This is a genomic window from Hymenobacter sp., assembly GCF_035709525.1.
GTDB lineage: Bacteria > Bacteroidota > Bacteroidia > Cytophagales > Hymenobacteraceae > Hymenobacter.
In genome coordinates this window covers 1-9,484 of the sequence record NZ_DASTEP010000123.1, presented here as the reverse complement: position 1 = coordinate 9,484, position 9,484 = coordinate 1, and the positions used below count along the sequence as shown (strand labels likewise).

Annotated in this window: 4 protein-coding genes; all 4 read left to right on the top strand. The window is 60.8% G+C overall.

All coding sequences use genetic code 11. The features are described from left to right. The first annotated feature begins 180 nt into the window (after window positions 1-180). The 4 genes from VFO93_RS10530 (at window position 181) to VFO93_RS10515 (ending at window position 9,340) form a co-directional block, all read left to right on the top strand. On the top strand, window positions 181-2,967 hold the full coding sequence (locus VFO93_RS10530) for an alpha-d-galacturonidase (protein ID WP_325134331.1): 2,787 nt from the start codon (window positions 181-183) through the stop codon (window positions 2,965-2,967). 124 nt (window positions 2,968-3,091) lie between these two features. After that, complete coding sequence (locus tag VFO93_RS10525) at window positions 3,092-4,591, top strand: MGH1-like glycoside hydrolase domain-containing protein (RefSeq protein ID WP_325134330.1); 1,500 nt, start codon at window positions 3,092-3,094, stop codon at window positions 4,589-4,591. 228 nt (window positions 4,592-4,819) lie between these two features. Then, entirely contained in the window at window positions 4,820-6,334 is a 1,515-nt protein-coding gene (locus tag VFO93_RS10520; RefSeq protein ID WP_325134329.1) for a glycoside hydrolase family 28 protein, read from the top strand. Between the two features lie 183 nt (window positions 6,335-6,517). Further along, window positions 6,518-9,340: a glycoside hydrolase family 95 protein gene (locus tag VFO93_RS10515; RefSeq protein WP_325134328.1), complete on the top strand. Its 2,823-nt coding sequence runs from the start codon at window positions 6,518-6,520 to the stop codon at window positions 9,338-9,340. The last annotated feature ends 144 nt before the right edge of the window (window positions 9,341-9,484 follow it).

Here is a 9,484-nt window from a genome sequence, read left to right as displayed (position 1 = left end):
AGGGGGTAGGGGCTAGGGGGCCGGGGGTGGGGTAACCCGCCTGATTCAACCGCCCGCCACCCCATGGCAATATCTTACAAGAGCCAGAGAAGATGCTATAAATCGCCCCACCCGGCTGCGGCTACTTTTGGCACCAGGTATCGTGTCCTTACCGGGCTATCGAAAACAAACCGCGCGCCAATGAACCGTAGCCGATGGAAGCAATTTGCCGCTAGTTATTTACTGCTGGGTAGCCTCCTGCTTCGGGCCATTGGCGCGGCTGGTTTGGGCAGCGCGCCGCAGCCGCAGTCGCGCACCATTCAGCTCCCTAAAAACGCCCACCCGCGCCTGCACTACGGCGCGGCGCGCCTGGCCACCGCGTTGCGAGCGGCGGGCTACACGGTGCAGGTGCAGCAGCAAGACAAGCTGCTCAGCAAAAAGGGCCTGATAGTAGTCGGCCAAGCCAGCGACGCGCTACTGAAACAAGCCGCCGCTACTGCGCCGGCGGCGGCTGATAAAGCGCCAGGCAAAGAAGGCTTCTCCATCAATTCCGCTAAAAACGAAACGGTTGTCATCAGCGGCACCGACAACTCGGGCGCGCTCTACGGCTGTCTGGAACTAGCCGAGGAAGTAAAAAAGCAGGGCAAAATCGGCGCGAACCTGCACCTCACCGACCAGCCCGAAATGGTGATGCGTGGCGCGTGCATCGGGGTGCAAAAGCCTACTTACCTGCCCGGCCGCAACGTGTACGAGTACCCCTACACGCCCGAGACGTTTCCGTGGTTTTACGACAAGGCGCTGTGGGTGAAGTACCTCGACATGCTGGTGGACAACCGCATGAACTCGCTCTACCTCTGGAACGGCCACCCGTTTGCCTCGCTGGTGCGGCTCAAGGAGTATCCGTTTGCGGTGGAGGTGGACGATGCCACCTTCAAGAAAAACGAGGACATGTATCGCTTCCTCACCGAGGAGGCCGACAAGCGCGGCATCTGGGTGATTCAGATGTTTTACAACATCATTGTTTCCAAGCCCTTCGCTGAGCACTACAACATTAAAACTCAGGACCGTGCCCGGCCCATCGTGCCGCTCATTGCCGATTACACGCGCAAGTCCATCGCCGCCTTCGTGCAAAAATATCCCCACGTGGGCCTGATGGTGGCCCTAGGTGAGGCGATGGAAGGCGTGGGCCAGGACGACGTAGATTGGTTTACCAAAACTATCATTCCGGGCGTGCAGGACGGCCTCAAGGCGCTGGGCCAAACCGAGCAGCCGCCCATCGTGCTGCGCGCCCACGACACCGACGCGCCTAGGGTTATCAACGCCGCGCTGCCGCTGTACAAGAACCTCTATACCGAAGCCAAATTCAACGGTGAGGCGCTGACCACCTACACGCCGCGCGGCTCGTGGGCCGAGTTGCACCGGCAGCTCAGCGGCATGAATTCGGTGCACATCGAGAACGTGCACATTCTGGCCAACCTGGAGCCATTTCGCTATGGGTCAGCTGATTTCATCCAGAAATCGGTGCAGGCCATGCATCACACCTACGGGGCCAACGGCCTGCACCTCTACCCCGAATCGTCGTACTGGGACTGGCCCTACACCGCCGACAACGTGCCCGGCCGCCAACTTCAGCCCGACCGCGACTGGCTGTGGTACGCCGAATGGAGCCGCTACGCCTGGCGCGCCAACCGCCCTAGGCCCGCCGAAATCGAGTACTGGGGCGGCCGCCTGGCCAACCAGTTTGGCAGCGACGTAGCCACTGGCAAGCATATTCTGGAAGCCTACGAGCAGGCCGGCGAAATCGCGCCCAAGCTGCTGCGCCGCTACGGCATCACCGACGGTAACCGCCAGACGCTGACCCTGGGGATGCTGATGAATCAGCTCATCGACCCCAAGCGCTACGGGCTGTTTACGCTGCTTTACGAGTCAGAATCGCCGGAGGGCGAGATGATTATTGAGTACGCCGAAAAGGAGGCGAAAGGGGAGAAGCACATCGGCGAAACCCCGCCGCAGGTGGCCGCCGAAGTGGTAGCGCACGGCCAAAAAGCCGTGGCCGCCATCGAGCGCGCCGCACCCGGCATCAAGCAGAACAAAGACGAGTTTGCGCGCCTCAAAAACGATATGTACTGCTACGACGCGCTGGCCAATTTTTATGCTCAAAAAGCGCAGGCCGCGCTGCTGACGTTGCGCTACAAATACTCGCACAAAGTAGCCGACCTAGAGCAAGCCGTGCCCTACTTGCAGCGCAGCGTAGCGGCCTGGCAGACCATGACCAAGCTGACCAAAGACACGTATTTGTACGCCAACAGCATGCAAACTGCGCAGCGCAAAATTCCGATGCGCGGTGTGGACGGTACCTACAAAACGTGGGTAGAGATGCTGCCCGTTTATCAGCGCGAACTGGCCGATTTTCAGCACAATATCGACTCGCTGAAAGCAGTGAAAAACGCGCCAGTGGCGGTGAAAACTGTCGCGCTTCGCAATGCCTCGGTAACGTTGTTGAGCAAAGGTGTCAATTCGTACCCAGTTACTATAGGTCAATCAGTTTTTGCTGATACCACTGCCACTATCACCGCGCTCGCGCCTGAATTGGCGGGGCTGAAAGGCCTACGTTTTAGCAAGGCGCAGCAAGTAGCGCAGGGCACCGAAATCCGGTTTTCGACCAAAACGCCGGTGCAGGTTTTAGTCGGATTTTTCAACCAGAAAAGCCCGCGTTTTTTGCCCACGCCCACGCTCGAAATCGACGCCAGTGCCAACGACTATGGGCAGGCCGAGAGCAAGATTTCCAACGCCGTGGCCATCACCGGCCTGCCGCCCGTGAATGTACATACCTACTCTTTCAAACCCGGCACGCACACCCTGAATCTGGCGCGGGGCGCGTGCGTGATTCTGGGGTTTGTGGAGGCCAGCCAGCCGGTGCCGACCTACAACGCGGGCCTAGGTGCCGCGGGCGGGACCGGCAAAGAAATTGATTGGTTGTTTGAGTGACTTGTTGCACTGACTTTCAGTTGTAGTCCGCGACCGCTCGGCTAACGCACCACACTATCGCGGACTGCAAAGTCCGCGCAACTGCATCCGCATGAATCCCACCCGTTTCGTTCTTGCTTTAGGTTTGCTTGGCGCCGCTCCGGCTGCCAGCCCGGTACTCAGCCCTGAGCTGCTGCGCACCAGCGTGGCCCGCTTCAATGAGCTGGATAAGGAAGACGTTATCAATCTGATACCTAACGCGCAGGCGGCCGACTGGCTGGCCCGCGAGGTGCCGCTGTTTGAGTGCCCCGACTCGGCCATTCAGCAGGCGTATTACTACCGGTGGTGGGCCTTTCGCAAGCACCTCAAGCAGACGCCCGACGGCTACGTGTTCACGGAGTTTATTACCCCGATGAAGCACGCCGGGCCGTACAACACCATCAGCAGTGCCCTAGGTCACCATCTCAACGAGGCGCGCTGGCTGCACGACCCCAAGTACGTAGAGCAGTACACGAAATTCTGGCTGGAGGCCAAGCAGCCGCAGGTGAATGCCAAGCTGCACAGCTTTAGCAGCTGGCTGCCCGATGCGGTGTATAGCCTGTATGAAGTCAATGACAACAAGGCGTTTGTGCAGGAAGTGCTGCCCGCACTCAACGCCGACTACCGGCAGTGGGAAAAGGAGCGCAAGCTGCCCAACGGCCTGTTTTGGCAGTACGACGTGAAGGACGCGATGGAAGAATCCATCAGCGGTGGGCGCAAGGAGCAGAACGTGCGCCCCACCATCAATAGCTATATGTATGGCAACGCCAAAGCGCTGGCCGCCATGTACAAGCTGACCAAAGACGACAGCCTCGAACGTAAGTACGCCGCCAAAGCCAAGCAGCTGCGCGCCGACGTGCAAAAGACGCTTTGGGACCCCAAAGCTGACTTTTTTAAGGTGCAGTACGCCAAGGGTGGCCTGTGCGAGGCGCGGGAAGAGCTAGGCTACATTCCGTGGTATTTCAACCTGCCCGCCGACAAGCCGCAGTACGCCCGGCAGTGGACGCAGCTCACCGACGAAGGCGGCTTTAAAGCGCCGTGGGGCATCACCACGGCCGAGCGGCGCGCGCCCGGCTTCCGTACCCACGGCTCGGGCCACGGCTGCGAGTGGGATGGCGCCGTGTGGCCCTACGCCACCACCCAAACCCTGAAAGGTCTTGCCAACCTGCTCACCGACTACAAAAACCACGGCACCATGACGCCGCAGGTGTACTACGACGAGCTGCACAAATACGCCATGTCGTTCCGCAAAAACGGCGTGCCCTACCTAGGTGAGTACCAAGACGAAAAGAACGGCGAATGGCTGAAAGGCGACAACCCGCGCAGCAGCTATTACAACCACTCGGGCTTCGCTGATTTGATAATTACGGGCCTGGTCGGCCTAAAGCCGCGCCCCGATAAGGTGGTCGAGGTTTTCCCGCTGGTACCCGCCGGGCAGTGGGACTACTTCTGCCTCGACCAGGTGCGCTACCACGGCCGCATGCTCACGGTGCTGTGGGATAAAACGGGCCAGAAATACGGCAAGGGCCAGGGACTGCGCGTGCTGGCCGATGGAAAGGAAATTGCCCACGCTAATGAGTTGAAGCGGGTGACAGGGCGGCTTTAGTCCGGTCGGGTGAACCTCACGAGACCCCTATGGGGCCGGCCCCCTCTCCCAAAAAGAGGGGGAGCCGGACGCTGATTGATGAAAATAGTATTCTAGAAAACGCCCTGCAAAATGTCAATTTCTCGATTCAAAAAGGCGTCAGGCTCCCCCTCTTTTTGGGAGAGGGGGCCGGGGGGTGAGGTGCACCCGGCTGGGCGGCTAGTAGTATTGTTACTACTCCTCCTAGGCTTGACCGCCCGCGCCCAAGACCCGTATTACAACGTCCTTAAATACGGCGCGCGCAACGACAGCACCAAGCTCTCGACCGCCGCCATTGCCAAGGCCATTGCGGCGGCCAGCAAGGCGGGCGGGGGTACGGTGTACTTTCCGGCGGGCAAGTATTTGACCGGGCCAATTCACCTCAAAAGCAACATTACCATTGAGGTAGGAGCGGGCGCGGTACTGTATTTCAGCACCAACTTCGACGACTACCTGCCCTTCGTGCAGACGCGCTACGAGGGCATCGACATCAATGGGTTTTCGCCGTTGTTCTACGCCTATAAGGCGCAAAATATCACTATCAAGGGCCGGGGTACTATCGACGGGCAGGGTAAGAAATGGTGGGATTTTGCCGAAGGCGAATCGCGCCGCCGGGAAGACTCGAAGTGGCAGCAGGAGTTTCGCCGCCAGAACACAGAAGCGCTCGAATTGCTCAAGCCCAACGTGCCCGGCGTGATGCAGCGCGGCTTCCTGCGCCCGCCGTTTATTCAGCCTATGTACTGCAAAAACGTGCTCATCGAGGGCATCACCATTCGCAACTCGCCGTTCTGGACGGTGAACCCCGAGTTTTGCGAAAACGTGACCGTGACGGGCGTGACAATTACCAACCCCAAGTCGCCGAATACCGACGGAATTAACCCCGAGTCGTGCCGCTACGTGCACATTTCCAACTGCCACATCAGCGTGGGCGACGACTGCATCACCATCAAGTCGGGCAAGGACAAGGCGGGGCGCAACATGAATGTGCCCGCCGAAAATTATACCATCACCAACTGCACGATGCTGAGCGGGCACGGCGGCGTAGTGATAGGCTCGGAGATGTCGGGCGGAGTGAAGAAAATCGCCATTTCCAACTGCATTTTTGACGGTACCGACCGCGGTATTCGCATCAAAACGGCCCGTGGGCGCGGCGGCGTGGTAGAGGATATTCGGGTCGATAACGTGGTGATGAAGAATATCCGCGACCAGATTATCGTGCTCGATATGCAGTACGACAAGACGACGCCCGAGCCGGTGAGCGAGCGCACGCCGCGCTTCCGCAACATTCATTTCAGCAATATCACGGCTGAGGGCAACCAAGCGGGGCTGCTCAACGGCCTGGTCGAAATGCCCATCGAAAACGTGACGTTTTCCAACCTCAACCTCGATACCAAGCAGGGCTTTACGGTGAAGGAAGCGCGCAACATCGCCTTGCACAACGTGCAGGTGAACTGCACCACCGGCCCGGCCGTGCGCGTCGAAAACGTGCGCCAACTGTGGCTCGATGGCATCCGGGGCACTACCGTAGCCGCGCCGCTGCTGGAGCTAACGAATACCGAAGATGCGTCGGTGTATAACTCGTTTCCGGCCGCGGGCACGGAGACGTTTTTGAAGTTGAAAGGGGCAAATACGCGCAACATCGTGCTGCAAAACAACAACTTGAAATACGTGAAGCTGCCCGTGAGCCGCGACACCGACGTGACCGAGGCGGTAGTCGGGCCGTAGCTCACTTGCTGATGGCGCGGGGCTGTGCCCCGTGCTGGTTATTAGCGGGCCGCTGGCCCGCAACGTCAGCAAACCTTGCTATGCAACTATAGATTGGTCAATGCCCCCTGGCGTGCGGGCCAGAAACCCGCTACAAGTAGACACGGGGCACAGCCCCGCGCCATCCCGGATTACATTTCTTCCATGTTCCACCCGCGCCTCCTTATCCTTTTCTGCCTGCTGGCTGGCCGTGCCCTAGGTCAGCCACAGCCGCTGAAGCTCTGGTACCAGCAGCCCGCCGCCAAATGGACCGATGCGCTGCCGCTCGGCAACGGCCACCTGGGCGCGATGGTGTTCGGCGGCGTGGCGCAGGACCGGATTCAGTTCAACGAAGCCACGCTGTGGACCGGCCGCCCACGTGCCTACGCCCGGCCGGGCGCAGCGCAGTATTTGCCCCAAATCAGGCAGCTGCTGGCCGCCGGCAAGCAGGCCGAAGCCGAGGCGCTGGCCGAGCAGCACTTCATGGGCCTGAAAGACCACGAGGAGGGCTACGACGCCGCCAAAGCCGTCTGGCTGCAACGGGTGCGCGCTGTAGGCGTAACCGAGGCCAACGCTGCCGGCCACGCCTGGAAACCACTGGCCATCCCGACGCTCAACGGCTGGGAAAGCGCTGGCCTGGATGGGCTCGACGGAGCCGTGTGGTTCAAGACTACCTTCGACCTACCCGCTGCTTGGGCTGGCAAAGACTTGACGCTGAGCCTAGGTCGTATTCGCGACGCGGATTTTACTTACGTGAACGGCCAGCAAATTGGCGCCGATGAGGGCATCAGCAAGAAGCGGCGCTACCGGGTGCCCGCCGCGGCGCTGCGGGCGGGGCGTAATGAGGTAACTATCCAGGTAATCAACTACTACGACAAGGGCGGGCTGATTGGCGTGAAGGAGCAGCAGCCGGTTTTTGTGGCCTATCCCGAAGGCGCTGACCCAGCTACCGGCGTGGCGCTCAGCCCCGGCTGGCAGTACTGGGTGCAGGATACCAACCCGCCGCTGTCGCCGAGCTACCAGGCGTCGTACCAGCCGTTTGGGGATTTGTGGCTGGATGTGGCTGGCACCGGCCCGGTGACGGACTACCGCCGCGAGCTGGACATCAGCCAGGCCGTGGCACGTACGTCGTACACGCAGGCCGGGGTGAAGTACCTCCGCGAGTACTTTTCCAGCAACCCGGCCCAGGCGCTCGTGTGCCACCTTACCGCCGATGTCAAGGGCAAAATCAGCTTCAACGCCCGTTTGCAGAGCCCGCATCCCCAGCCCAAAATCTACCGCGTAGACGACCACACGCTGGCCCTCGCGGTGCAGGTGCGCGATGGGGTGTTGCGCGGCGTGAGCTACCTGCGGGTGACCACGAAAGGCGGCCGCCTAACGATGACAGACCGACAGATTCAATTGGTCGGGGCCGATGAAGCCACGCTTTGCCTGGCGGCCGCCACCAATTTTAAGAGCTACCTAGACGTAGCCGGCCAACCCGAAAAGCTGGCGCAGCAGGCGCTCAATCAAAGCCAGGGCAAAACTTACGAAGCCCTGAAAGCCGCGCACCAACGCGACTACCAAGCGCTGTTCAGCAGCCTCGCCGTAGACCTAGGGCACGGTGCCAACGAGCAATTGCCCACCGACCAGCGCATCCTGAAATTCAGCCCCACGGCCGACCCGGCGCTGCTGGCGCTGTACCTGCAATACGGGCGCTATTTGCTGATTTCGTCGTCCCGAAAAGGTGGTCTGCCGGCCAATTTGCAGGGCATCTGGAACGAGTCGCTGACGCCCTCCTGGGGCAGCAAGTACACCACCAATATCAACCTCCAGATGAACTACTGGCCGGCCGAGGTGCTGAACCTAGGGGCCTGCACCGCGCCGCTGGTGCAGTTCATCGACGAGGCTGCCCAGGCCGGCCAGGCCACCGCCCAAACCAACTACGACGCCCCCGGCTGGGTGCTGCACCACAACACTGATATCTGGCGCGGCACGGCGCCCATTAATGCGTCGAATCACGGCATTTGGGTGACGGGCGCGGCGTGGCTGTGCCAGCCTATTTGGGAACACTACCAGTTCACGCAGGACAAGGCGTTTTTGCGGCAGCAATACCCGGTATTGAAGTCGGCAGCTGCATTTTACGCGAGCTTCCTCACCAAAGACCCGCGCGCCGGCTACCTCATCAGCACGCCCTCCAACTCGCCCGAGCACGGCGGCCTGGTGGCCGGCCCCACGATGGACCACCAGATTATCCGGGACCTGTTTAAGACCACCACGGCGGCGGCCCAGGCCCTAGGTCTCGATGCTGACTTGCAGCAAGAATTGACCGCCAAAGCCAGTCAGCTCGCCCCTAACCAAATCGGCCAGCATGGCCAGCTACAGGAGTGGCTCGAAGACAAGGACGACCCCGCCGATATGCACCGCCACGTGTCGCATCTGTGGGGCGTATTTCCGGGCACCGACATCACCTGGGCCGACCCTAAGCTGATGCAGGCCGCCCGCACCTCGCTCACGCAGCGCGGCGACGGCGGCACCGGCTGGAGCCTGGCTTGGAAAGTCAACCTTTGGGCCCGCTTCCGCGACGGCGACCACGCCCTGCGCATCCTCCAAAACCTGCTCGCGCCCGCCGAAAATGGCACCGGCCCCGAGCAGGGCGGCGTGTACAAAAACCTGTTCGACGCTCACCCGCCGTTTCAGATTGACGGCAACTTTGGCGGCGCGGCCGGTATGGCCGAAATGCTGCTGCAAAGCCAGAACGACGCGCTGGAGCTGCTGCCCGCGCTACCCGCCGCCTGGGCGGCCGGCGAGGTGCGTGGCCTGCGGGCACGCGGCGGCTTTACCGTTGGGTTGAAATGGGCGCAGGGGAAATTGGTAGGCGCGGAGGTGCGGTCGGAGGCCGGGCAAGCGTGCGTAATCCGGTATGGTGGGCAGGAGGTGCAACTGAAGACGAAGGCGGGGAAGGTGTATAAGCTTTCGGGTGAATTGAAATTGGTAAAGGGTCAGTAGCGAATGAATAGTCGAATTAATGTAGCCCGGCCGGGCGCACCTCACCCCCCGGCCCCCTCTCCCAAAAAGAGGGGGAGCCTAACGCCTTTTTTGACGATAGCGAACGTCATTCTGCGGTCGGCTCCCCCTCTTTTTGGGAGAGGG

Coding starts and splice junctions, on each gene's coding strand:
- VFO93_RS10530 (WP_325134331.1), top strand. CDS start 181: ATGAACCGTAGCCGATGGAAGCAATTTGCCGCTAGTTATTTACTGCTG.
- VFO93_RS10515 (WP_325134328.1), top strand. CDS start 6,518: ATGTTCCACCCGCGCCTCCTTATCCTTTTCTGCCTGCTGGCTGGCCGT.